23 protein-coding genes and 1 CRISPR repeat array are annotated in these 23,148 nt (G+C 53.2%); of the genes, 21 read left to right on the forward strand and 2 right to left on the reverse strand.

From position 1 onward, the window contains the following. The first annotated feature begins 7 nt into the window (after positions 1 to 7). The 9 genes from cysH to cas2e all read left to right on the forward strand — a co-directional run bounded on the left by cysH (position 8) and on the right by cas2e (position 9,650). Entirely contained in the window at positions 8 to 742 is a 735-nt protein-coding gene (cysH, locus tag HV037_RS05720; RefSeq protein WP_103284158.1) for a phosphoadenosine phosphosulfate reductase, read from the forward strand. A gap of 222 nt (positions 743 to 964) precedes the next feature. Beyond that, a complete protein-coding gene (locus HV037_RS05725) occupies positions 965 to 3,715 on the forward strand; it encodes a CRISPR-associated helicase/endonuclease Cas3 (RefSeq protein ID WP_103284157.1) in 2,751 nt (916 codons plus the stop codon). Positions 3,716 to 3,873: 158 nt separating this feature from the next. Further along, positions 3,874 to 5,433 carry a type I-E CRISPR-associated protein Cse1/CasA gene (gene casA, locus HV037_RS05730; RefSeq protein WP_103284156.1) on the forward strand — a complete coding sequence of 520 codons (1,560 nt, stop codon included), beginning with the start codon at positions 3,874 to 3,876 and terminating at the stop codon, positions 5,431 to 5,433. Next, positions 5,430 to 5,984 carry a type I-E CRISPR-associated protein Cse2/CasB gene (gene casB, locus HV037_RS05735; RefSeq protein WP_075847520.1) on the forward strand — a complete coding sequence of 185 codons (555 nt, stop codon included), beginning with the start codon at positions 5,430 to 5,432 and terminating at the stop codon, positions 5,982 to 5,984. The genes casA and casB overlap by 4 nt, the downstream gene beginning before the upstream one ends. Positions 5,985 to 5,996: 12 nt before the next feature. Next, on the forward strand, positions 5,997 to 7,052 hold the full coding sequence (cas7e, locus tag HV037_RS05740) for a type I-E CRISPR-associated protein Cas7/Cse4/CasC (RefSeq protein ID WP_103284155.1): 1,056 nt from the start codon (positions 5,997 to 5,999) through the stop codon (positions 7,050 to 7,052). A gap of 9 nt (positions 7,053 to 7,061) precedes the next feature. After that, positions 7,062 to 7,808, forward strand: coding sequence for a type I-E CRISPR-associated protein Cas5/CasD (cas5e, locus tag HV037_RS05745; protein WP_075847524.1), 747 nt, complete (start codon positions 7,062 to 7,064; stop codon positions 7,806 to 7,808). Next, positions 7,790 to 8,440 (forward strand): type I-E CRISPR-associated protein Cas6/Cse3/CasE, encoded by a 651-nt coding sequence (gene cas6e, locus HV037_RS05750; protein ID WP_049282614.1) that lies wholly within the window; start codon positions 7,790 to 7,792, stop codon positions 8,438 to 8,440. Before cas5e ends, cas6e begins: the two co-directional genes overlap by 19 nt. Then, the gene (gene cas1e, locus HV037_RS05755; protein WP_019077561.1) at positions 8,437 to 9,360 is read left to right on the forward strand and encodes a type I-E CRISPR-associated endonuclease Cas1e; all 924 of its coding nucleotides are present in this window, start codon (positions 8,437 to 8,439) and stop codon (positions 9,358 to 9,360) included. Before cas6e ends, cas1e begins: the two co-directional genes overlap by 4 nt. Then, on the forward strand, positions 9,357 to 9,650 hold the full coding sequence (gene cas2e / locus HV037_RS05760; RefSeq protein ID WP_019077560.1) for a type I-E CRISPR-associated endoribonuclease Cas2e: 294 nt from the start codon (positions 9,357 to 9,359) through the stop codon (positions 9,648 to 9,650). Before cas1e ends, cas2e begins: the two co-directional genes overlap by 4 nt. A gap of 96 nt (positions 9,651 to 9,746) precedes the next feature. Continuing rightward, positions 9,747 to 12,036: a CRISPR direct-repeat array (repeat unit 29 nt; unit sequence GTGTTCCCCGCGCCAGCGGGGATAAACCG). Between the two features lie 34 nt (positions 12,037 to 12,070). Here the strand turns inward: cas2e and HV037_RS05765 are convergent. Beyond that, the gene (locus tag HV037_RS05765) at positions 12,071 to 13,117 is read right to left on the reverse strand and encodes an aminopeptidase (RefSeq protein WP_049282616.1); all 1,047 of its coding nucleotides are present in this window, start codon (positions 13,115 to 13,117) and stop codon (positions 12,071 to 12,073) included. A 254-nt stretch (positions 13,118 to 13,371) separates the two neighbouring features. On the opposite strand from HV037_RS05765, the gene cysD reads away from it, so the two are divergent. The 10 genes from cysD (at position 13,372) to HV037_RS05815 (ending at position 20,836) form a co-directional block, all read left to right on the forward strand. After that, on the forward strand, positions 13,372 to 14,280 hold the full coding sequence (cysD, locus tag HV037_RS05770; RefSeq protein WP_003034152.1) for a sulfate adenylyltransferase subunit CysD: 909 nt from the start codon (positions 13,372 to 13,374) through the stop codon (positions 14,278 to 14,280). Positions 14,281 to 14,289: 9 nt separating this feature from the next. Next, entirely contained in the window at positions 14,290 to 15,717 is a 1,428-nt protein-coding gene (gene cysN, locus HV037_RS05775; RefSeq protein WP_016154213.1) for a sulfate adenylyltransferase subunit CysN, read from the forward strand. Then, positions 15,717 to 16,322: an adenylyl-sulfate kinase gene (gene cysC, locus HV037_RS05780; protein WP_019077557.1), complete on the forward strand. Its 606-nt coding sequence runs from the start codon at positions 15,717 to 15,719 to the stop codon at positions 16,320 to 16,322. The genes cysN and cysC overlap by 1 nt, the downstream gene beginning before the upstream one ends. A 47-nt stretch (positions 16,323 to 16,369) precedes the next feature. After that, positions 16,370 to 16,693, forward strand: coding sequence for a DUF3561 family protein (locus HV037_RS05785; RefSeq protein WP_016154211.1), 324 nt, complete (start codon positions 16,370 to 16,372; stop codon positions 16,691 to 16,693). Positions 16,694 to 16,908: 215 nt separating this feature from the next. Then, entirely contained in the window at positions 16,909 to 17,220 is a 312-nt protein-coding gene (gene ftsB, locus HV037_RS05790) for a cell division protein FtsB (RefSeq protein ID WP_003034163.1), read from the forward strand. Between the two features lie 18 nt (positions 17,221 to 17,238). Further along, positions 17,239 to 17,949 carry a 2-C-methyl-D-erythritol 4-phosphate cytidylyltransferase gene (gene ispD, locus HV037_RS05795; protein ID WP_016154210.1) on the forward strand — a complete coding sequence of 237 codons (711 nt, stop codon included), beginning with the start codon at positions 17,239 to 17,241 and terminating at the stop codon, positions 17,947 to 17,949. Continuing rightward, positions 17,949 to 18,428, forward strand: a complete 480-nt coding sequence (ispF, locus tag HV037_RS05800) for a 2-C-methyl-D-erythritol 2,4-cyclodiphosphate synthase (protein ID WP_016154209.1) — start codon at positions 17,949 to 17,951, stop codon at positions 18,426 to 18,428. Before ispD ends, ispF begins: the two co-directional genes overlap by 1 nt. Then, on the forward strand, positions 18,425 to 19,474 hold the full coding sequence (truD, locus tag HV037_RS05805) for a tRNA pseudouridine(13) synthase TruD (RefSeq protein ID WP_016154208.1): 1,050 nt from the start codon (positions 18,425 to 18,427) through the stop codon (positions 19,472 to 19,474). Before ispF ends, truD begins: the two co-directional genes overlap by 4 nt. Further along, positions 19,455 to 20,216, forward strand: a complete 762-nt coding sequence (gene surE / locus HV037_RS05810; protein ID WP_019077556.1) for a 5'/3'-nucleotidase SurE — start codon at positions 19,455 to 19,457, stop codon at positions 20,214 to 20,216. Before truD ends, surE begins: the two co-directional genes overlap by 20 nt. Beyond that, the gene (locus HV037_RS05815) at positions 20,210 to 20,836 is read left to right on the forward strand and encodes a protein-L-isoaspartate(D-aspartate) O-methyltransferase (RefSeq protein ID WP_003034172.1); all 627 of its coding nucleotides are present in this window, start codon (positions 20,210 to 20,212) and stop codon (positions 20,834 to 20,836) included. The genes surE and HV037_RS05815 overlap by 7 nt, the downstream gene beginning before the upstream one ends. Positions 20,837 to 20,868: 32 nt before the next feature. On the opposite strand, the gene HV037_RS24520 is transcribed toward HV037_RS05815, so the two are convergent. Beyond that, a complete protein-coding gene (locus HV037_RS24520) occupies positions 20,869 to 21,096 on the reverse strand; it encodes a hypothetical protein (protein ID WP_223870215.1) in 228 nt (75 codons plus the stop codon). Between HV037_RS24520 and nlpD the strand changes: the two genes are divergently transcribed. Both nlpD and rpoS read left to right on the forward strand, forming a co-directional pair. Continuing rightward, positions 20,999 to 22,081, forward strand: a complete 1,083-nt coding sequence (gene nlpD, locus HV037_RS05820; protein ID WP_230330220.1) for a murein hydrolase activator NlpD — start codon at positions 20,999 to 21,001, stop codon at positions 22,079 to 22,081. The genes HV037_RS24520 and nlpD overlap by 98 nt on opposite strands. Before the next feature lie 62 nt (positions 22,082 to 22,143). Continuing rightward, complete coding sequence (rpoS, locus tag HV037_RS05825; protein WP_000081498.1) at positions 22,144 to 23,136, forward strand: RNA polymerase sigma factor RpoS; 993 nt, start codon at positions 22,144 to 22,146, stop codon at positions 23,134 to 23,136. The last annotated feature ends 12 nt before the right edge of the window (positions 23,137 to 23,148 follow it).

The raw sequence follows: 23,148 nt of genomic DNA on the forward strand, positions 1-23,148 counted from the left end.
GGTAATTATGTCCGTACTCGATCTAAACGCCCTTAATGACCTGCCAAAAGTCGACCGCATTCTGGCGCTGGCGGAAACCAACGCACAGCTCGAAAAGCTGGACGCCGAAGGGCGGGTGGCGTGGGCGCTGGAAAACCTGCCTGGTGAATATGTACTGTCATCAAGCTTTGGTATCCAGGCGGCAGTAAGCCTGCACCTGGTGAATCAGGTTCACCCGGATATCCCGGTGATCCTCACCGATACCGGCTATTTGTTCCCGGAAACCTACCAGTTTATTGATGAGTTAACGGACAAGCTCAAGCTTAATCTGCAAGTCTACCGGGCGAAGGAGAGCGCGGCCTGGCAGGAAGCGCGCTACGGCAAACTGTGGGAGCAGGGCGTTGAAGGCATTGAGAAATACAATGAGATCAACAAAGTCGAGCCGATGAACCGCGCGCTTAAAGAACTCAATACGCAAACCTGGTTTGCCGGTCTGCGCCGCGAACAGTCGGGCAGCCGGGCGCATTTGCCGGTGCTGGCTATCCAGCGCGGCGTGTTTAAAGTGCTGCCGATCATCGACTGGGACAACCGTACCGTTTACCAGTATCTGCAAAAGCACGGCCTGAAATACCATCCACTGTGGGATCAGGGCTATCTGTCAGTTGGTGATACCCATACCACCCGCAAATGGGAGCCGGGTATGGCGGAAGAAGAGACGCGGTTCTTCGGATTGAAGCGCGAGTGCGGATTGCACGAAGGGTGATAAATAGCGGACACCAAATCAATAATTCTACTCCCGGCGTTGCCGGGATTTTTTTATATTTTAGCCAAGTTTGTTATTAATTATATTAAAATTCAATGTAAGTTAGAATATACATTATATTATCTAATTAATTGAATTGTAAGATATATTGAGCCGTGTCACGAATTGTTTTCTATAAATACGTAATGATACGAAGACAATTCCTGATTAGCTGGATACGCGGTGTCGATATATTTTTATTGGGGAAAAAGCCGGCAAGTTGAAAAAGATGGTGGCGACGATTACCACCTGCTGTGCTGGCATTCACTGGACGTAGCGGCAGTAGGCTACTGGATGGTGAAAAATAATCTCTACGGGCTTGCTGTTTATTTTCAGAGATTGGGAATAACGAATGTTGAGCAAGCCGCACAATTTTTTGCCTGGTTATTGTGTTGGCATGATATTGGTAAGTTTGCCAGTTCATTTCAACGGCTGTATAGCCATCCCAACCTGCCCGTTCCTTCCGAACGGCGAAAAAACTATGAATCAATCCACCACACGACGCTGGGACACTGGTTATGGAACAGTTGGTTAAGCGAGTTCCCTGAACTATTGCCGGGCTCTCCACTTTCTTCCCGCAAGTTGAAGCGGGTTATCGGTATGTGGATATCGGTGACGACAGGCCATCATGGGCGCCCGCCGCAGGGGATTCGCGAGCTGGATAATTTTCTGCCGCAGGACAAAGACGCGGCCCGGGAATTTTTAACGCGTATTAAATCGCTGTTTCCGCTGATTGATATTCCGCTATTCTGGGATGAAGACGAAGGTATTGTGTTGTTCCAGCACCTCTCATGGCCGATTTCTGCTGCGGTAGTTCTGGCGGACTGGTGTGGTTCGTCCTGCCGTTTTTTCCCTCGCATCGCCTGTTCGATGCCCATCGAAAAATACTGGCCGCTAGCGCTGGATAAAGCGAAGGCCGCGCTTGCTACGATACCGCCTCCTTCTGCGGTTGCTCCTTTCTCCGGTATTCAAACGCTTTTCCCCTTTATTCAGCAGCCCACGCCTTTACAGCAAAAGGTACTTGAGCTGGATATTGATAAAGACTCGCCGCAACTATTCATTCTGGAAGACGTAACGGGCGCAGGTAAAACCGAGGCCGCGTTAATTCTCACTCATCGATTGATGGCGGCAGGAAAAGCGCAGGGGTTGTATTTTGGATTGCCGACGATGGCAACCGCGAATGCCATGTTTGATCGCCTGTCGGAGAGCTGGCTTTCGCTGTACAGGTCGGGTTCTTGCCCCAGTCTGGTGCTGGCGCACAGTGCGCGTGGTTTAATGGACAAATTTAATCAATCAATTTGGTCGACTGAGTCGTCAGGTTCGGAGGAGCTGGATGATAAGCAGCCCTTAAGCCAGGGCTGCGCCGCCTGGTTTGCCGACAGTAATAAGAAAGCGCTGCTGGCTGAAGTGGGCGTCGGCACGCTCGATCAGGCCATGATGGCGGTGATGCCGTTTAAGCATAACAACCTGCGGTTGCTGGGCCTTAGCGACAAAATTCTGCTGGCCGATGAGATCCACGCTTACGACGCCTATATGTCGCGGATTCTGGAAAGTCTGATTGAGCATCAGGCCCGCAGCGGCAACAGTACGATCCTGCTTTCTGCCACGCTCTCACAACAGCAGCGCGATCGGCTGGTGGCCGCATTCGCGCGCGGGGCAGGAAGCCGAGCTGAAGCGCCTTTATTGAGTTATGACGATTATCCCTGGTTGACTCAGGTTATAGGGCAGGAGGTGGTTTCTCAGCATGTGGCGACGCGCAAAGAAGTTGAGCGCAGTGTTAATGTCGGTTGGCTCTATAGCGAGGAATCCTGCATCGCGCGTATTGAACGAGCGGTAAGCAAAGGCAAATGCATCGCGTGGATACGCAATTCGGTGGATGATGCCATTCGGATTTATCGCCAGTTACTCGCCAGAGGCCGTGTTCAGGCCGAACATCTCTCATTATTTCATAGCCGATTTGCTTTTTATGACCGGCAGCGGATTGAGACGCAGACATTGTCGCTATTTGGTAAAGGGGAGAGTACGCAACGTGCCGGTAAAGTTCTTATCGCCACTCAGGTGATTGAGCAGAGTCTCGACATCGATATGGACGAGATGATCTCTGATTTAGCGCCAGTGGATCTCCTGATCCAGCGAGCGGGACGGTTACAGCGCCATATCCGCTATCGCAACGGCAGAGTGAAAGGTAGTGGTCAGGATGAACGCGATGCGCCGGAACTGGTGATCCTCGCACCAGAGTGGGATGGCGCCCCGCAAGAAGATTGGTTTTCCGCTGCCATGCGTAACAGCGCCTATGTCTATCCCGATCATGGCCGCCTATGGCTGACACAGCGCGTGCTGCGGGAGCAGGGAGCCATTCGGATGCCGCAATCTGCCCGGTTGTTGATTGAGTCGGTATACGGTGAAAATGTGGTAATGCCTGACGGTTTTGCGAAAACAGAGAATGCGCAGGAAGGAAAATATTATTGCGATCGGGCGTTTGCCGCGCAGATGTTGCTGAACTTTGCACCGGGATACAGCCCTGAAAGTAGCGACTTCCTTCCGGAGAAGTTGTCGACTCGTCTGGCGGAAGAGTCCATCACGCTATGGCTGGCGAAAAGGGTTGATGGCAACGTCACCCCTTATGCCTCTGGTGCTCATCCCTGGGAGATGAGCGTGCTGCGAGTGCGCCAGAGCTGGTGGGAAAAGCATAAAGATGAGTTTGAACGGCTGGAGGGAGAGGTGCTGCAGAAATGGTGTGTGGAGCAACATCAGAATATGGAGTTTGCCGTGGTGATTGTTGTGTCGGAGGATGCAAACAGCGGCTATACGGCGAGTGAAGGATTGATTGGTAAAGTTGATTACCTCTCCATAAGAAGATATGCCCCGAAGCCCAATCACGTTTCTCAGCTTGATAGCGTTCTTTCAGGGATTGGTTGTTTCAATAGTAAATAAGAAATCTGTCATGGAAGAAAAATCAAACCGATGCAAACGGTTATTCTGTCGGTTGAAGATTCAGTTAGGTAATAAGCTGTCAGCAAGCTTTCAACTGTCAGTTCATTAACACTCCAGGGAACATTAGCGCTATGGATGGCGCATCGTAAGGAAAAGGTATGTTTCCAATAAATTTACTGACAACGCCCTGGCTTCCCGTGCGCTTTAATGACGGCTCCCTGGGCAAGTTGGCCCCCGCCAATCTGGCGGATGAAAACGTGGTGGATATCGCCGCAACGCGAGCTGATTTACAGGGGGCGGCCTGGCAATTTCTGCTGGGATTGCTGCAATGCAGCATTGCGCCAAAAAATAGCGCCCGCTGGGACGATATTTGGGTGGAGGGATTAACGGAAGAAACGATTCGTGAGGCGCTGACCCCCTTAGAGCATGCCTTTCAGTTCGGTGCTGAATCGCCCTCTTTTATGCAGGATTTTGAACCGTTAACCGGCGAAAAAGTTTCTATAGCTTCGCTGTTGCCGGAAACACCCGGGGCGCAAACCACCAAATTTAATAAAGACCATTTTATCAAACGAGGCGTCACAGAACGCTTTTGCCCGCATTGCGCGGCGTTGGCGCTATTTTCACTGCAACTCAACGCGCCATCCGGCGGCAAAGGCTATCGTACCGGTCTGCGCGGTGGTGGGCCGATGACCACGCTTATCGAGTTACAGGAATATCAGGGTACCCGGCAAACGCCGCTGTGGCGCAAGTTGTGGCTTAACGTGATGCCGCAGGACGCCGCAGAACTTCCTCTGCCAGATTTATATGATGCGTCGATTTTCCCGTGGCTAGCCACGACGCGCACCAGCGAGCCGCCAGCGAATAGGGTGACGACGCCGGAGCTGGTTAATAAGCTCCAGGCGTACTGGGGCATGCCGCGCCGTATCCGTCTGGATTTTGCCACCACGCAGTCTGGTTTCTGTGATATGTGCGGCGCTGACAGCGACGAGTTGCTCAGCGCGATGACCGTCAAAAACTACGGTGTTAACTATGAAGGCTGGCGACACCCGCTGACGCCGTATCGTCTGCCGATAAAAGAGTGCGATGGGTTCTTTTCCGTGAAACCACAGCCTGGCGGGCTTATCTGGCGGGACTGGCTGGGGTTAAGCCAGGACAACCAGACGGACACGAATAAAGAATATCCGGCGCTGGTGGTCAAAGTGTTTAACGCTCGCAGCCTGAAGGACATAAAGGCGGGTTTGTGGGGCTTTGGGGCTGATTTCGACAATATGAAAATACGCTGCTGGTATGAACATCACTTCCCGATACTTATGACGGATAATTTGATCCCTCATTTGCGTAAAGCCATGCAAACGGCTACCCGACTCCTCAGCCTATTACGTAACGCCCTAAAAGACGCCTGGTTCGCCGATGCCAAAGGCGCGCGCGGCGACTTCAGTTTTATTGATATTGATTTCTGGAATCTGACGCAGGGACGTTTTTTGACCCTGATTCACGATCTTGAAAATGGCCAGGAGCCGGGTGACAGGCTGAATAAATGGCAAAGGGAGCTGTGGCTATTTACTCGCCGTTACTTTGACGATCGTGTCTTTACCAACCCCTATGAAGATAACGACCTGAAGCGCAGCATGATGGCACGCAAAAAATATTTTACGACATCGGCGGAAAAGCAAAGCGCAAAAACCGTCAGGGACAAAAAGCAGGAGGCTGCTGAATGAGTATTGTGAAAGAAGATCACAAAGCCAGGCTGCGCAAATGGCATGAGGAGTTGCAGGAGAAGCGCGGCGCGCGTGCCAGTCTGCGGCGCAGCATAACGGTAAACGATGCCTGTCTGTCTGAAGGATTTCGCTCCCTGCTGATGCAGACCCATACGCTGTGGAAAATTGAAGGACAGGAGTGGCGGGTTACCGCGCTGGCGCTGGTTGCTGCACTGGGCGCAAATGTGAAAACGATTGATGAACGCCTGTGTTTTGCCGCGCAGCTTGGACAGATGACGGGCAATAACCCGGTCATGTCGGAGAAGCGGTTTGCGATATTGTCTGCGGTAAAAACGCCGGATGAACTGCTGCGTCAGCTGCGACGTGCGGTGAAGCTGTTAAAAGGCTCTGTAAACCTGATTTCGCTGGCGGAAGATATTTTCCGCTGGTGTCAGGAAAACGACGATTTGCAAAACCATCATCGCCGTCAGCAGCGACCCACCGAATTTATCCATATCCGCTGGGCGCTGGAATACTATCAGGCTGGCGAAACCGATAACGAAGAAAATTAATAGGGACTCCAAATGACAACGTTTATTCAGCTCCATTTACTGACCGCTTATCCTGCTGCCAATCTGAACCGTGACGATACCGGTGCGCCGAAAACGGTAGTGCTTGGCGGAGCAACACGTTTGCGTATTTCTTCCCAGAGTCTGAAACGAGCATGGCGCACTTCTGAATTGTTTGAGCAGGCGCTGGCCGGGAATATTGGTATTCGCAGTGGGCGTATTGCGCGTGAGGCGGTTAATATCTTGATAGAAAAAGGTATTGATCCGAAAAAAGCGGTTGAATGGGTAGAGGGTATCGCAAACTGCTTTGGCAAAGTAAAAGCAGATAAGAAAGCGAAAGATGTCCTGACCAACGCCGAAACCGAGCAACTGGTGCACATTAGCCCGGCAGAGTTTGATGCGGTAATTACCCTGGCTCATCGTCTGGCAGAAGAAAAACGTGCGCCAAAAGAGGAAGAGCTGGCGCTGCTACGTAAAGATCGCATGGCCGTCGATATCGCGATGTTTGGCCGCATGCTGGCCAATAAACCGGAGTTCAATATAGAAGCAGCCTGCCAGGTTGCGCATGCCTTCGGCGTCAGCGAAACGATTGTCGAAGACGATTTCTTTACTGCCGTCGACGATTTACGCGCTTCTTCAGATGATGCGGGCGCAGGTCACTTGGGAGAAACCGGTTTTGGCTCGGCACTGTTTTATACCTATATCTGCATTGACAAAGATCTGTTGGTGAAAAATCTCCACGGTAATGAAGAGCTGGCTAATAAAACGTTGCGGGCCTTTACCGAAGCGGCGCTGAAAGTCTCGCCAACCGGCAAACAAAACAGCTTTGCCAGTCGCGCTTATGCCTCTTGGGCGTTGGCGGAAACGGGAACCGATCAGCCTCGTTCCCTGGCTGCGGCATTTTATAATCCGATCAACGGCACCAACCAACTGGATGTGGCGGTAAAACGCATTACCGAGCTGCGTGAAAATATGAAGAAAGTCTATGGTGAGCAAACCAAATCAACCCACTTTGATGTTATGCAGCAACAGGGAAGCATGAAAGACGTCCTGGACTTTATCTGCGAGTAAGGGGCGGCTATGAGCCAATATCTGGTTTTTCAGCTTCATGGGCCAATGGCTTCCTGGGGCGTCGATGCGCCCGGCGAAGTTCGCCATAGTCACGAGCTTCCCTCTCGTTCGGCGTTACTGGGGCTGCTCGCGGCAGCGCTCGGCATTTGTCGTGATGAAGAGGAGCGGTTAAACGATTTCAATCAGCATTATGCTTTTCTGTTGTGTGCCAGCCAGGAACCCCGCTGGGCACGAGATTATCACACAGTCCAGATGCCAAGAGAGGTGCGTAAAGCGCGCTATTTTAGCCGCCGGGAAGAGCTGCGCGATCCTGAGTTGCTCAGTGCGCTGATTTCCCGGCGAGACTATTATACCGATGCCTGGTGGATGGTTGGCGTTGCAATGACGCCGGACGCGCCTTATTCGCTGAAGCAGATCCGGGAAGGATTGCAACATCCGGTATTTCCTCTGTATTTGGGGCGAAAAAGCTATCCGCTGGGGTTGCCGCTCGCGCCGGTACTGCTGGAAGGAAGCGCGCCGGATGTCTTACGTGAGGCATATCGTCAGTATGAGAGTAAATTCAAAGCGCTGAAACTTCCTCTGGCGAAATTACAGAATGAATGCTGGTGGGAAGGGGATCACGACGGCTTAACCGCGAATAAAATTTTGCGCCGTCGTGACAGGCCGTTGAGTCGCCAACAATGGTTGTTTGGCGAACGTTCCGTGAATCAAGGGCCATGGCTCAGCAAGGAGGAACAGTGTACCTCTCAAGAATAACGTTACATACCAGCCAGCTTTCGCCTTCACAACTGCTGCATCTGGTGGATCGTGGCGAATACGTTATGCATCAGTGGCTGTGGGATCTTTTTCCTGGTGGAAAGGATCGGCAATTCCTTTATCGTCGTGAGGAGTTACAGGGTGCTTTTCGCTTTTTTGTTTTGTCACAGGAACGGCCAGCAGAAAGCGCGATTTTCGACGTGCAGTGCCGCTCGTTCAGCCCTGCGTTAAGCGTTGGTCAGACGTTGCGATTTAACCTGCGTGCTAATCCGACAATTTGCAAAGCAGGTAAACGTCATGATTTGCTGATGGAAGCAAAGCGCCAGGTCAAAGCGCAGATGGGTAGTCAGGACATCTGGCTCTGTCAGCAGCAGGCGGCGCTGGCGTGGCTGTCTCGCCAGGGGGAGCAACATGGATTCTCATTGTGTGAGAGTAATGTTGATGCCTATCGGCAGCAGCAGATACGGCGCGAGAAAGCCCGCCAGATGATTCAGTTCAGCAGCGTGGATTATAGCGGCGTGCTGGTGGTCAACGATCCTGAACGATTCCTGCAACGTCTGGCGGTGGGATTCGGTAAAAGCCGGGCGTTTGGCTGCGGCATGATGATGATCAAACCGGGAGATGGTGAGTGACGTTTGTCCCGCTAAGCCCGATTCCCTTAAAAGATCGTACCTCAATGATCTTCCTCCAGTATGGTCAGGTTGACGTACTGGATGGCGCGTTTGTCTTGATCGATAAAAGCGGTATTCGCACGCATATTCCGGTGGGGTCGGTAGCCTGCATTATGCTGGAGCCGGGAACGCGAGTCTCTCATGCCGCAGTGCGACTGGCATCAATAGTCGGGACATTGCTGGTGTGGGTTGGGGAAGCGGGTGTGCGCGTTTACGCTTCCGGCCAGCCCGGAGGGGCACGGGCTGACAAGCTGCTCTATCAGGCCAAATTAGCGCTGGATGATGATTTGCGGCTGAAAGTCGTGCGAAAAATGTATGAATTGCGTTTTCGCGAGCCGCCCCCAGCGCGTCGTTCAGTTGAACAGTTACGCGGTATTGAGGGGGCCCGTGTGCGGCAGACCTATGCCCTGCTGGCAAAACAATACGGCGTAAAATGGAATGGTCGCAACTATGATCCTAAAGACTGGGAAAAAGGCGATGTAGTCAATCGATGTATTAGCGCGGCGACGTCGTGTCTTTATGGGATTTCAGAAGCGGCTATCCTGGCGGCTGGCTATGCACCTGCCATTGGTTTCATTCACAGTGGTAAACCGCTTTCTTTTGTTTATGACATTGCCGATATCATTAAATTCGACTCTGTCGTGCCGAAGGCATTTGAAATTGCTGCCCGCCATCCTGTAGAGCCAGATAGAGAGGTGAGATTGGCCTGTCGCGATATATTTCGTAGTTCTAAGCTGACGAGCAAACTGATACCTCTGATTGAGGAAGTCCTTGACGCTGGCGAAATAGACCCTCCGCAGCCTGCGCCAGATATGCTGCCGCCTGCAATACCGGAACCGGAATTGTTTGGAGATGGTGGTCATAGGGGGCGTGGTGGATGAGTATGGTTGTCGTTGTAACGGAAAACGTTCCGCCGCGTCTGCGAGGGCGTCTCGCCGTCTGGCTGCTGGAAATTCGTGCGGGTGTTTACGTTGGTGATACCTCTAAGCGAATTCGGGAAATGATTTGGCACCAAATCATACAGTTGGGCGGAGCGGGAAACGTTGTGATGGCCTGGGCGACAAACACGGAGTCAGGTTTTGAGTTTCAAACCTGGGGAGAAAATCGCCGTATTCCGGTAGATTTGGATGGACTTAGACTAGTGTCTTTTCTTCCTTTTGATAATCAATAGGTTGAGTGTTCTTTAATAAAACGGAATTGTTGTTCCCAAGTTGGTAGATTGTTACTTGATGAAAATTGCAATAGAAAACAGTTATATATATTTAGTGTGTTCCCCGCGCCAGCGGGGATAAACCTTTCATTCCATCCTCCGATATTAACCACGTGCGGTGTTCCCCGCGCCAGCGGGGATAAACCGGCTTTCACCTAAATTTGCTGTTCAGGTTTCAAGTGTTCCCCGCGCCAGCGGGGATAAACCGCGGGCAATTTGCGTTTCAGGGAACTGGCTCTTGTGTTCCCCGCGCCAGCGGGGATAAACCGTCTGCTCTCTCCATCGCCGTCATTGAGGCGACGTGTTCCCCGCGCCAGCGGGGATAAACCGACAGAGGGAGGCCGCTGTCGGGTGCGGTTCGTGTGTTCCCCGCGCCAGCGGGGATAAACCGCTGGCCAATCTGGAAAAATTGCGCGATGCCGTGTGTTCCCCGCGCCAGCGGGGATAAACCGCTGAGGTCTGCGCTCGCTGATGAGGTGGAAGAGTGTTCCCCGCGCCAGCGGGGATAAACCGATATTCAGAAACTCGGTGAGCGTCTTGGTTTGGTGTTCCCCGCGCCAGCGGGGATAAACCGCCTGTCATTCGTTTTGATGGAAATATGCTTCAGTGTTCCCCGCGCCAGCGGGGATAAACCGCAAACCGACGAAAAAATCACGCATACCGTCATGTGTTCCCCGCGCCAGCGGGGATAAACCGTGCATCTGGAAGCTGGCAAAGTAGTTACAAAGGTGTTCCCCGCGCCAGCGGGGATAAACCGACGAGCATACGGAGGTGGTTTGGGTACATGAAGTGTTCCCCGCGCCAGCGGGGATAAACCGGCGTAACCCCAGCTTCTCTAGCATCTGCTGAGGTGTTCCCCGCGCCAGCGGGGATAAACCGACCGCTGGCACTGGCTGGAGGCTCGCCATTGGGGTGTTCCCCGCGCCAGCGGGGATAAACCGCCATCAACCCTGATTTCAATACGCACGACGATGTGTTCCCCGCGCCAGCGGGGATAAACCGTAAAGTACCAATAGTACATATTTAAGATAAAAGTGTTCCCCGCGCCAGCGGGGATAAACCGATTACCAAAGGCAGCCTGAACGGGTTTCGCGTGTGTTCCCCGCGCCAGCGGGGATAAACCGAAACCAGACCCGGCGTTGGATAAGCCTCTGCCGTGTTCCCCGCGCCAGCGGGGATAAACCGACAGCCAGATCAGTGGCGTCTTTATGATCTCGGTGTTCCCCGCGCCAGCGGGGATAAACCGCGAACAATTTGAACATAACGAGAACCCCGCCAGTGTTCCCCGCGCCAGCGGGGATAAACCGGCGGCGCAGCGGCTGCGGCCATCACGCCACGCGTGTTCCCCGCGCCAGCGGGGATAAACCGCCGGGTAAAACCATAGGAAAAATCGGGTATGCGTGTTCCCCGCGCCAGCGGGGATAAACCGTTTCGTGGAATTGAGATATAGCGACTGACCGAGTGTTCCCCGCGCCAGCGGGGATAAACCGAACGAGGGGGCAATTGAGCCGGACGTTGACGGGTGTTCCCCGCGCCAGCGGGGATAAACCGATATTGAGGACTCGATATCGATTGCGATGATGGTGTTCCCCGCGCCAGCGGGGATAAACCGTTGCCCGACCAGGCTTTCACTGACGTGCTCAAGTGTTCCCCGCGCCAGCGGGGATAAACCGGCATACGGCAGGATTTACGAAATTACTATCAAGTGTTCCCCGCGCCAGCGGGGATAAACCGGGTATTCTTTGTCTGAGTAACTGCCTTTTCTAAGTGTTCCCCGCGCCAGCGGGGATAAACCGATCCTAAACAACAGCTCGCCTATTTGGCCGTAGTGTTCCCCGCGCCAGCGGGGATAAACCGATATCGCCGCAGCACTCACGCAGTTTGCCACCGTGTTCCCCGCGCCAGCGGGGATAAACCGCAGGGATAGTCAGCAGCGTTCGCGGTCCCGGCGTGTTCCCCGCGCCAGCGGGGATAAACCGGTTTGAATAGTGCATTCATTATTTGCGGGAACGTGTTCCCCGCGCCAGCGGGGATAAACCGAGCGGGGTCGGAGTTACTTTTTGTTTTCGCGTGTGTTCCCCGCGCCAGCGGGGATAAACCGATCGAATATAGACAGTAAGCTAAATTATGCAAGTGTGTTCCCCGCGCCAGCGGGGATAAACCGGTGCGCGGCCCCATTTAGCAGGGCGTTTTGCGGTGTTCCCCGCGCCAGCGGGGATAAACCGCGCATAGCCGAGCTGGAGGCGCGGACGGTGAAGTGTTCCCCGCGCCAGCGGGGATAAACCGTCTCTGGCCGCGTTTAAATACTCAGTCGAGAAGTGTTCCCCGCGCCAGCGGGGATAATCCACTTTGAAAGCAGAAATATTATGGGGCTGGATGGGTTACGAGGATTTTCCCGCTTTTGCCAGTTCTTTTACCAGCGGGAGCATAATGCGTACCACGTCGCGGCTACGGTGCTCTATCCTGCCCGGTAAGGCTTTATCGATATGCTGCTGGTTATCCAGTCGCACATCGTGCCAGCTGTTGCCTGCCGGGAACGAGGCGCTTTTGGCGCGCTGTTGATAGCCATCTTTCTTGCCCAGACTCCAGTTGGTTGCTTCAACGGAGAGCACGGCAATGCCTGCGTTGTCGAAGACCTCTGCGTCGTTACAACATCCAGTACCTTTCGGATAGTTTTTGTTCAGTCCCGGATTGGTGCTGGCTACGATACCGCGGCTGTGCGCGATGGCCAGTGCCCGGTCGCGCGTCAATTTTCGCACCGCTTCCGGGGTTTTCTTACCGCTATTGAAATAGAGCTTATCGCCGACGATCAGGTTATCGAGGTTGATAACCAGCAGCGTATTTTTCTTCTCGGCGGCGCTCATTCGCTTCAGGATGTTCTCCGCGCCCAGTTTGCCTTCTTCCTCGCCGCTGGTGGCGATAAATCGAATGCCGTACTGCGTCGGCACGTCTTTGAGTTTTTCCGCCAGTTCCAGCATCACGCCAAGTCCTGCGGCGTTGTCATCAATACCTTGCAGGGTCAATCCACCCAGATTGGCATCGGAATCGGCGTCGCTCTGCGCGGCGTAGGTGTCGAGGTGCGCCATGATAATAATCTGCTGTGGCGCTTTACCCTCATGTGCGGCAATAACGGTACTTCCCGTGACGTTATGCCAGTTTTTACGGTTATTTTTGGCGGTATAAACATAACGGCTATTAAATGTTCGAATATCACTGCTGTAGCCCATCTGCTGAAATTGCTGACGAATATAATCAGCAGACAACATTTCTGCCGGAGAGCCCGTTACGCGGCCTGGGAAAAACGTTGCGATATATCGAGCCTGGGTATTTGCGATATCTCCAGGTTTGGAAGATGTTGCCTGTGCGGGAAGGATAAAGCACGCGCCGAGCGCCAGGATTGCAAGAAGGGGGCGCGTTGCGGAAAACATAATGAGTCCTTAAATACCAAGCAGAAATTTTTAGCCGCTAGTATGAAACCGTGATCGAGGTAAAACAATTTCATTTGCTCCTAAATGCCCTAAATTCGGTAGCTTAAGCACTTTTTGATATTTGCTTTTCCGGATCGTTATTCCTTTGAGGAACTACTCATTCCAATTCGTAATTTCATTCGCCCTCTTGCCCTCCCTATAGTCAGGTTATCTGAGCATCGTTAGCAAAATAACGGCATTACATAGGAACGGTTATGGATCAAAAACGACTTACCCACCTGCGGCAACTGGAAGCGGAAAGCATCCATATTATTCGTGAGGTGGCCGCCGAGTTTTCGAATCCGGTGATGATGTATTCCATCGGCAAAGATTCCAGCGTAATGCTGCATCTGGCGCGTAAAGCATTTTATCCTGGCACGTTGCCGTTCCCTCTGCTGCACGTTGATACTGGCTGGAAATTCAGCGAGATGTACGAGTTTCGTGACCGCACGGCGAAAGCCTACGGTTGTGAACTGCTGGTGCATAAAAACCCGGAAGGGGTGGCGATGGGCATCAACCCGTTTGTTCACGGTAGCGCCAAGCATACCGATATTATGAAAACCGAAGGGTTGAAGCAGGCGTTGAACAAATACGGTTTCGACGCCGCGTTTGGTGGCGCTCGTCGTGACGAAGAGAAATCGCGTGCCAAGGAGCGCATTTATTCTTTCCGCGATCGTTTTCATCGCTGGGACCCTAAAAATCAGCGTCCGGAACTGTGGCATAACTACAACGGACAGATTAACAAAGGCGAAAGCATTCGCGTATTCCCGCTCTCCAACTGGACTGAACAGGATATCTGGCAGTACATCTGGCTGGAAAATATCGACATCGTGCCGCTGTACCTGGCGGCGGAGCGTCCGGTGCTGGAACGCGACGGCATGCTGATGATGATTGATGACGACAGAATCGATCTGCAACCGGGTGAAGTGATTAAAAAACGCATGGTGCGTTTCCGTACGCTCGGCTGCTGGCCGTTAACAGGCGCGGTGGAGTCGAATGCGCAGACGCTGCCGGAAATCATCGAAGAGATGCTGGTCTCAACCACCAGTGAACGTCAGGGCCGCGTGATTGACCGCGACCAGGCGGGCTCCATGGAGCTGAAGAAACGTCAGGGGTATTTCTAAGGAGCCGCCATGAACACGACACTTGCACAACAAATTGCTAATGAAGGCGGCGTTGAAGCCTGGATGGTCGCCCAGCAACACAAAAGCCTGCTGCGTTTTTTAACCTGCGGTAGCGTGGATGACGGGAAAAGCACCCTGATTGGTCGCCTGCTGCACGACACGCGTCAGATTTATGAAGACCAGCTTTCATCGCTGCACAACGACAGTAAACGCCACGGTACTCAGGGCGAAAAGCTCGATCTGGCGTTATTGGTTGACGGCTTGCAAGCCGAGCGCGAGCAGGGCATCACCATCGACGTGGCTTACCGTTATTTCTCTACCGAGAAGCGTAAATTTATTATTGCGGATACTCCCGGCCATGAGCAGTACACTCGCAACATGGCGACCGGTGCGTCGACCTGCGACCTGGCGATCCTGCTGATCGATGCGCGTAAAGGCGTGCTGGATCAGACCCGTCGTCACAGCTTTATCTCCACGCTACTTGGGATCAAACACCTGGTGGTGGCGATCAACAAAATGGATCTGGTGAACTTTAGCGAAGAGACATTTAACCGCATTCGCGAAGACTATCTTACTTTTGCTGAACAGTTGCCGGGCAACCTGGATATCCGGTTTGTGCCGCTCTCTGCGCTGGAAGGCGACAACGTGGCTTCACAAAGCGCCAGCATGTCGTGGTACAGCGGTCCGACGCTACTGGAAGTACTGGAAACCGTTGAGATCCAACGCATAGTTGATACTCAGCCGATGCGCTTCCCGGTGCAGTATGTGAACCGACCGAATCTGGATTTTCGTGGTTATGCCGGGACGCTGGCCTCCGGTAGTGTGAAGGTAGGGCAACGCGTCAAAGTGCTGCCATCCGGCGTTGAGTCGAGCGTGGCGCGAATCGTAACCTTTGATGGCGATTTACAGGAAGCGCATGCGGGTGAAGCGATCACCCTGGTATTGAAAGATGAGATCGATATCAGCCGGGGTGACCTGCTGCTTGATGCCGGTGAAGCGTTACCTGCGGTACAAAGCGCTGCCGTTGATGTGGTGTGGATGGCGGAACAACCGTTGTCGCCTGGACAGAGCTACGACATCAAAGTCGCCGGTAAGAAGACCCGCGCACGCGTTGATAACGTGCAGTACCAGATTGATATTAATAACCTGACCCAACGTGATGTTGAAGCGTTGCCGCTAAACGGCATTGGTCTGGTTAATCTGACCTTTGATGAGCCGCTGGTGCTGGATACCTATCAGCAGAACCCGGTTACGGGCGGGCTGATTATCATTGACCGCCTGACCAACGTTACCGTCGGCGCGGGGCTGGTACGTGAGCCAATCGTCCAGGAGCACACCGCGGCTTCTCAGTTCAGCGCGTTTGAGCTGGAGCTTAATGCGTTGGTGCGTCGCCATTTCCCGCACTGGGGCGCGCGCGATCTGCTGGGAGGAAAATAATGGCGCTGCATGACGAAAACGTCGTCTGGCATGCCCATCCTGTTACACCGCAACAGCGGGAACAACGCCACGGTCATCGTGGTGTTGTGCTGTGGTTTACCGGGCTGTCTGGTTCCGGTAAATCTACGGTAGCAGGGGCGCTGGAAGAGGCGTTGCACAAGCTGGGAGTGAGTACCTATTTGTTGGATGGCGATAACGTGCGCCACGGCCTGTGCAGCGATCTTGGGTTTAGCGATGCCGATCGTAAGGAGAATATTCGTCGGGTTGGCGAGGTGGCTAACCTGATGGTGGATGCGGGTCTTGTGGTGTTGACCGCCTTTATCTCTCCACATCGCGCCGAACGCAAAATGGTCCGTGAACGCGTTGGTGAAGGGCGTTTTATTGAGGTTTTTGTCGACACGCCGCTGGCAACGTGCGAATTACGCGATCCAAAAGGGCTGTATAAAAAAGCGCGGGCGGGTGAGTTGCGCAATTTCACCGGAATTGATTCGGTATACGAAGCGCCTGAATCGCCAGAGATTCACCTTGATGGTGAACAATTGGTAACAAATTTGGTACCCCAATTATTAGACCTGCTGAGGCAGGAAGATATTATCAGATCCTGAGACACCCGAGCTTGTATGCCCGGTCAGTCACGGTCACAGGATTAGATATGCGTAACAGCCATAACATTACTATTACAGAGTCAGATACCTTCGCCGCCGACGATGAAACCACCTGGTCACTACCGGGTGCCGTGGTCGGTTTTATCGCGTGGCTGTTGGCGCTGGGGATTCCGTTTCTGATTTATGGCCCTAACACACTCTTTTTCTTCATTTATACCTGGCCCTTTTTCCTCGCATTGCTGCCCGTGGCGATTGTCGCGGGTATTGCGCTGCACTCCCTATTGAAGGGGCTGTTGCTGCTGAGCATTACCTGCACCCTACTGGTGGTTGGGGCGATGTTTGGCGCGCTATTTCTGTGGTTGTTGGGTTAGGCAAACGCCTTTTTTTAACAATCGCTGATGTTGTTCACTCTCTGGTCATAATTCAAACCGTAACCAACAATGAGATTATGTTCTCCTTACACGGGGTATACGTAACAACGGGCAAATGTGGTACATTTGCCCGCGTTGTCGCGGCATTCCCGACCGTTGATGTAAAGTTGTCTGCGGAAGTTATGGGATGTTAATGCCGTTTTTCAGGGGGCAGGATGGGTAAACTAACGCTGCTGTTGCTGGCTTTATTGGTCTGGCTGCAGTATTCGCTGTGGTTCGGTAAGAACGGCATACATGACTATAGTCGCGTCAACGATGATGTTGCTGCGCAGCAAGCTACGAACGCGAAACTAAAAGCACGTAACGATCAGCTCTTTGCCGAAATTGACGATCTCAATGGCGGACAAGAGGCTATTGAGGAGCGCGCGCGCAACGAACTCAGCATGACTAAGCCGGGCGAAACCTTTTATCGTCTGGTGCCTGACGCGTCTAAACGCGCTCAGACTGCAGGGCAAAATAATCGATAAACCGTCCAGGGATTTAACATGGCAGCCACTTTATTGGACGTTTGCGCCGTGGTGCCGGCTGCCGGGTTTGGCCGCCGAATGCAAACAGAGTGTCCTAAGCAGTACCTCTCTATTGGCAATAAAACCATTCTTGAACACTCGGTTGATGCGCTGCTGGCTCATCCCCGGGTGACGCGAGTCGTTATCGCTATCAGCCCAGGCGACAGCCGCTTTGCCCAACTTCCACTCGCCGCGCATCCGCAAATTACCGTAGTGGATGGCGGCAACGAGCGTGCCGATTCTGTCCTTGCTGGTTTGCAAGCCGCAGGTGAGGCCAGTTGGGTACTGGTGCATGACGCCGCGCGTCCGTGTCTGCACCAGGATGATTTAGCCCGTTTGCTGGCAATCAGTGAGACCAGCCGCACCGGCGGGATCCTGGCGGCACCAGTACGCGACACGATGAAGCGCGCGGAGCCGGGCCGAACAGACATTGCCCATACGGTCGATCGCACCGATTTATGGCACGCGCTGACGCCGCAGTTTTTCCCTCGCGAGCTGTTGCACGACTGCCTGACCCGTGCGCTCCACGAAGGCGCAACCATTACGGATGAGGCCTCGGCGCTGGAATATTGCGGCTTACACCCTCAGCTCGTTGAAGGACGGGCTGATAATATTAAAGTAACGCGTCCAGAGGATTTGGCGTTGGCCGAATTTTATCTGACCCGGACTACCCACCAGGAGAAGACATAATGCGAATTGGACACGGTTTCGACGTACACGCTTTTGGCGGAGAAGGCCCAATTATCATTGGTGGTGTGCGCATCCCGTATGAAAAAGGATTGCTGGCGCATTCTGATGGCGATGTGGCGTTACACGCGCTAACCGATGCTCTGCTGGGCGCGGCTGCGCTGGGGGATATCGGTAAACTCTTCCCTGACACCGACCCGACCTTTAAAGGTGCCGATAGTCGTGAATTATTGCGTGAAGCCTGGCGGCGTATTCAGGCCAAAGGCTATACGCTTGGTAATGTGGATGTGACAATTATTGCTCAGGCGCCGAAGATGCTGCCGCACATTCCGCAAATGCGCGTGTTTATTGCCGAAGATCTCGGCTGCCATATGGATGATGTTAACGTGAAAGCGACCACCACGGAAAAACTCGGTTTTACCGGACGTGGGGAAGGGATTGCCTGTGAAGCGGTGGCGTTACTCATTAAGGCACCGAAATGACTGTGTTTGACGATCTGACGTATCTCCATGGCAAACCACTGGGCCATGGCGTCCTGAAAGCGAATCCGGAAGACTTTGTTGTCGTCGAAGATTTAGGCTTCGAACCGGATGGCGAAGGCGAGCATGTTTTGGTGCGCATCCTGAAAAACGGTTGTAACACCCGTTTTGTGGCTGACGCGCTGGCGAAATTCCTGAAAATTCACGCGCGTGAAGTGAGCTTTGCCGGGCAGAAAGATAAGCATGCGGTCACGGAACAGTGGCTGTGCGCGCGCGTACCGGGCAATGCAATGCCTGATCTAAGCAAATTTGAGCTCGAAGGCTGTAAAGTTCTGGAGTACGCGCGCCACAAGCGTAAGCTGCGTTTAGGGGCGCTGAAAGGCAACGAATTTACGCTGGTGTTGCGTGAAGTGAGCGAGCGAAATGACGTTGAAGCGCGTTTGCAGGCGATTAGCGAACGCGGCGTACCGAACTATTTTGGCGCTCAGCGTTTTGGTATCGGCGGTAGCAACCTGCAAGGGGCGCTGCGCTGGGCACAAAGCGATGCGCCGGTGCGCGATCGCAATAAACGCAGTTTTTGGTTGTCGGCGGCCCGTAGCGCGTTGTTTAATCAGATAGTCAGTGAACGCTTGAAAAAAACAGACTTTAATCAAGTTGTTGACGGCGATGCGCTACAATTATCCGGACGCGGAAGCTGGTTTGTCGCCACACAGGAAGAACACACTGAATTACAGCGTCGCGTCGATGAGAAAGAATTAATGATCACAGCGGCATTACCGGGCAGCGGTGAGTGGGGAACTCAGCGCGACGCGCTGGCGTTTGAAAAAGCCGCTGTTGCTGATGAAACCGCGCTGCAGTCTCTGTTATTGCGCGAGAAAGTCGACGCGTCGCGTCGCGCTATGTTGCTGTATCCACAACAATTAAGCTGGAACTGGTGGGATGACGTAACCGTCGAGTTACGCTTCTGGCTACCGGCAGGTAGCTTCGCCACCAGTGTTGTAAGGGAACTTATTAACACAATGGGTGATTATGCGTATATTGCTGAGTAACGATGATGGGGTCCACGCACCCGGTATACAAACGCTGGCGAAAGCGCTGCGTGAGTTTGCTGACGTACAGGTGGTTGCCCCGGATCGTAACCGCAGTGGCGCGTCTAACTCGCTGACGCTGGAATCTTCACTTCGCACCTTTACCTATGATAACGGCGATATTTCCGTACAAATGGGTACGCCCACCGACTGCGTCTATCTGGGCGTGAACGCATTAATGCGTCCGCGTCCGGACATTGTCGTTTCTGGTATTAATGCGGGTCCTAATCTGGGTGATGATGTTATCTATTCCGGTACCGTTGCGGCGGCAATGGAAGGTCGTCATCTGGGGTTCCCGGCGCTGGCTGTCTCACTTGATGGCCATAAACACTACGATACTGCTGCCGCAGTAACCTGTCGTATCTTACGGGCGCTGAGTCGTGAACCGCTGCGCACCGGTCGCATTTTGAATATCAACGTGCCGGATTTACCGCTGGATCAGATTAAAGGTATTCGCGTCACGCGCTGCGGCAGTCGCCATCCGGCGGATCAGGTTATTCCACAGCAGGACCCACGCGGTAATACGCTGTACTGGATCGGGCCACCGGGCGAAAAGTGCGACGCCGGGCCGGATACGGATTTTGCCGCCGTCGATGAAGGCTATGTTTCCATCACGCCGCTGCATGTCGATTTAACCGCATACGGCGCGCATGAAGTGGTTTCTGACTGGTTAGACAGCGTGGGAGTCGACACGCAATGGTAAGCAGACGCGTACACACTCTTCTTGAACAATTACGTGCGCAGGGCATCAGAGATGAGCTTGTCCTCGATGCGCTCGCCGCCGTGCCGCGTGAAAAATTCATTGATGAGGCGTTTGAACATAAGGCCTGGGACAATATTGCCCTGCCGATTGGTCAGGGGCAGACGATTTCGCAGCCTTATATGGTTGCGCGAATGACCGAACTGCTTGAGCTAACGCCGCAGTCTCGGGTGCTGGAAATTGGTACTGGCTCTGGCTACCAGACGGCGATTCTGGCGCACCTGGTGCATCATGTGTGCTCCGTTGAGCGCATTAAAGGTTTGCAATGGCAGGCGCGTCGCCGCCTGAAGCAGCTTGATTTACATAATGTTTCGACCCGTCATGGTGATGGATGGCAAGGCTGGCAGGCGCGAGCCCCGTTTGACGCTATCATTGTAACGGCAGCGCCGCCCGAGATCCCAACCGCATTGATGATGCAACTGGATGAGGGCGGCATTCTCGTCTTACCCGTGGGCGATGAGCACCAGTTTCTGAAGCGGGTGCGTCGTCGGGGAGGCGAATTTATTATCGATACCGTGGAGGCCGTACGTTTCGTTCCCTTAGTGAAAGGGGAGCTTGCGTAGATAGCGCTGCTGAATACCTGGAGTTTTCCTGGTTATTCTCGAAAGAGTAAGCGTATTGTGACGGGGCCTTGCACGGTGATTACGTCACTGGTTTTAACCAATTTTCCTGGGGGATAAATGAGCGCGGGAAGCCACAAATTTACCGTTCGCCGCATTGCGGCATTGTCACTGGTTTCACTATGGCTGGCAGGTTGTTCAAACACCTCGAATCCACCAGCGCCGGTCAGCTCGGTTAACGGTAGTGCATCAACGAACACCAGTTCTGGCATGCTGATTACGCCTCCACCCAAAATGGGCTCGACGTCGACAGTACAGCAGACGCCACAGATCCAGTCGGTGCAGCAACCAACCACACAGCCAACGCAAATCCAGCCTGTTGCTCAACAGCCTGTGCAGATGGAAAACGGTCGTATTGTATACAATCGTAAGTATGGGAATATTCCGAAAGGTAGCTACACGGGCGGCAGTACCTATACTGTTAAGAAAGGCGATACCCTTTTCTATATTGCCTGGATAACCGGGAACGATTTCCGTGACCTCGCACAACGCAATAACGTTCCGGCCCCGTATGGCCTGAATGTCGGTCAAACTCTGCAAGTGGGCAACGCGTCTGGTGCACCGATTACCGGTGGCAATGCCATCACCCAGGCGGATGCAGCACAGCAAGGAGTTGTGACCAACCCTGCACAAAATTCCACCGTTGCTGTTGCTTCGAAACCAACAATTACGTATTCTGAGGATTCAGGTGAACAAAGTGCTAACAAAATGTTGCCGAACAACAAGCCTGCTGGGACTGTGGTCACAGCGCCTGTAACGGCTCCAGCAGTTAGCACAACCGAATCAACTGCAAGCTCAACGTCGACTAGCTCGCCAATCTCTACCTGGCGCTGGCCGACTGACGGCAAAGTGATCGAAAACTTTGCGGCTACCGAAGGTGGCAATAAAGGGATCGACATTGCAGGCAGCAAAGGACAGGCTATTGTCGCGACCGCAGATGGACGCGTCGTCTATGCCGGTAATGCGCTGCGTGGTTACGGTAATCTTATTATCATCAAACATAACGATGATTACCTGAGCGCCTACGCCCATAACGATACAATGCTGGTCCGGGAACAACAAGAAATCAAGGCGGGGCAGAAAATAGCTACCATGGGTAGCACCGGAACCAGTTCAACACGCTTGCATTTTGAAATTCGTTACAAGGGGAAATCCGTAAACCCGCTGCGCTATTTACCGCAGCGATAATTAGGCGGAACCAGGCTTTCACGTGCTAGTTCCGTTAGGGATCACGGGTAGGAGCCACCTTTATGAGTCAGAATACGCTGAAAGTTCATGATTTAAATGAAGATGCGGAATTTGATGAGAACGGAGTAGAGGCTTTTGATGAAAAAGCCTTGAGTGAAGAGGAACCCAGTGATAACGACCTGGCTGAAGAAGAGCTGTTATCGCAGGGGGCCACACAGCGTGTGTTGGACGCGACTCAGCTTTACCTTGGTGAGATTGGTTATTCACCACTGTTAACAGCCGAAGAAGAAGTTTATTTTGCGCGTCGCGCACTGCGTGGAGATGTCGCATCTCGCCGTCGCATGATTGAAAGTAACCTGCGTCTGGTGGTGAAAATTGCTCGTCGTTATGGCAATCGTGGTCTGGCATTGCTGGACCTGATTGAAGAGGGCAATTTAGGGCTTATCCGTGCCGTCGAGAAGTTTGACCCGGAACGTGGGTTCCGCTTCTCAACATACGCAACCTGGTGGATCCGCCAGACGATCGAACGGGCGATTATGAACCAAACCCGTACGATCCGACTGCCGATTCACATTGTAAAAGAGCTGAACGTCTATCTGCGTACCGCGCGTGAGTTGTCGCATAAACTGGACCACGAACCGAGTGCAGAAGAGATTGCTGAACAACTGGATAAACCGGTTGATGACGTCAGCCGTATGCTCCGACTCAACGAGCGTATTACCTCGGTAGACACCCCGCTGGGTGGCGATTCCGAAAAAGCGTTGCTGGATATTCTGGCCGATGAAAAGGAAAACGGTCCGGAAGACACCACGCAAGACGATGATATGAAACAGAGCATCGTCAAATGGCTGTTCGAACTGAACGCCAAGCAGCGTGAAGTGCTGGCACGTCGTTTTGGTCTGCTGGGGTACGAAGCTGCGACACTGGAAGATGTGGGCCGTGAAATTGGTCTCACTCGTGAACGTGTTCGCCAGATTCAGGTTGAAGGTCTGCGTCGTCTGCGTGAAATTCTGCAGACTCAGGGACTGAATATCGAAGCGCTTTTCCGCGAGTAAGCACAAGTTCTA

The sequence above is a fragment of the Citrobacter sp. RHBSTW-00017 genome, from assembly GCF_013797615.1.
GTDB classification, from domain to species: domain Bacteria; phylum Pseudomonadota; class Gammaproteobacteria; order Enterobacterales; family Enterobacteriaceae; genus Citrobacter; species Citrobacter braakii.

Bases quoted from the DNA above. Each gene is read 5' to 3' on its own strand.
- cysH (WP_103284158.1), top strand. From the start codon at position 8: ATGTCCGTACTCGATCTAAACGCCCTTAATGACCTGCCAAAAGTCGAC.
- casA (WP_103284156.1), top strand. From the start codon at position 3,874: ATGTTTCCAATAAATTTACTGACAACGCCCTGGCTTCCCGTGCGCTTT.
- casB (WP_075847520.1), top strand. From the start codon at position 5,430: ATGAGTATTGTGAAAGAAGATCACAAAGCCAGGCTGCGCAAATGGCAT.
- cas7e (WP_103284155.1), top strand. From the start codon at position 5,997: ATGACAACGTTTATTCAGCTCCATTTACTGACCGCTTATCCTGCTGCC.
- cas5e (WP_075847524.1), top strand. From the start codon at position 7,062: ATGAGCCAATATCTGGTTTTTCAGCTTCATGGGCCAATGGCTTCCTGG.
- cas2e (WP_019077560.1), top strand. From the start codon at position 9,357: ATGAGTATGGTTGTCGTTGTAACGGAAAACGTTCCGCCGCGTCTGCGA.
- HV037_RS05765 (WP_049282616.1), bottom strand. From the start codon at position 13,117: ATGTTTTCCGCAACGCGCCCCCTTCTTGCAATCCTGGCGCTCGGCGCG.
- cysD (WP_003034152.1), top strand. From the start codon at position 13,372: ATGGATCAAAAACGACTTACCCACCTGCGGCAACTGGAAGCGGAAAGC.
- cysN (WP_016154213.1), top strand. From the start codon at position 14,290: ATGAACACGACACTTGCACAACAAATTGCTAATGAAGGCGGCGTTGAA.
- cysC (WP_019077557.1), top strand. From the start codon at position 15,717: ATGGCGCTGCATGACGAAAACGTCGTCTGGCATGCCCATCCTGTTACA.
- HV037_RS05785 (WP_016154211.1), top strand. From the start codon at position 16,370: ATGCGTAACAGCCATAACATTACTATTACAGAGTCAGATACCTTCGCC.
- ftsB (WP_003034163.1), top strand. From the start codon at position 16,909: ATGGGTAAACTAACGCTGCTGTTGCTGGCTTTATTGGTCTGGCTGCAG.
- ispD (WP_016154210.1), top strand. From the start codon at position 17,239: ATGGCAGCCACTTTATTGGACGTTTGCGCCGTGGTGCCGGCTGCCGGG.
- ispF (WP_016154209.1), top strand. From the start codon at position 17,949: ATGCGAATTGGACACGGTTTCGACGTACACGCTTTTGGCGGAGAAGGC.
- truD (WP_016154208.1), top strand. From the start codon at position 18,425: ATGACTGTGTTTGACGATCTGACGTATCTCCATGGCAAACCACTGGGC.
- surE (WP_019077556.1), top strand. From the start codon at position 19,455: ATGCGTATATTGCTGAGTAACGATGATGGGGTCCACGCACCCGGTATA.
- HV037_RS05815 (WP_003034172.1), top strand. From the start codon at position 20,210: ATGGTAAGCAGACGCGTACACACTCTTCTTGAACAATTACGTGCGCAG.
- rpoS (WP_000081498.1), top strand. From the start codon at position 22,144: ATGAGTCAGAATACGCTGAAAGTTCATGATTTAAATGAAGATGCGGAA.